Here is a 251-nt window from a genome sequence, read left to right as displayed (position 1 = left end):
AACGATGCCGACATGACGATGGCAATGGTCGCAACCGGCAATACAAGCGACTGAAAAGCAGCAGGTGCGGACTGCCATCCGCGCGATGGAAAGCCGCCGGAGGGAAACAACCGCAGCTTGACGGCAAAAATCCAGACGAGCAGAATCCCGATCCAGAAAACCGGCACGGCGATACCCAACCGGGAAACGACAGATATAAGCGATCCATACCAGCGGTTCTGGCGCACGACCGACAGGATACCGAGCGGTAC

Annotated in this window: 1 protein-coding gene; it reads right to left on the bottom strand. The window is 57.8% G+C overall.

Annotated elements, in window-relative coordinates; genetic code table 11:
- Positions 1-251: ABC transporter permease subunit (locus tag SB719_RS21570; RefSeq protein ID WP_412159947.1), on the bottom strand; the 251-nt coding region annotated here is incomplete at both ends.

Origin of the sequence: Pantoea sp. SIMBA_079 (assembly GCF_046940275.1) — a bacterium.
Lineage (GTDB): Bacteria > Pseudomonadota > Gammaproteobacteria > Enterobacterales > Enterobacteriaceae > Pantoea > Pantoea borealis.
The sequence above is the reverse complement of the archived record's forward strand: the minus strand, read 5'-3'. Positions and strand labels throughout refer to the sequence as shown.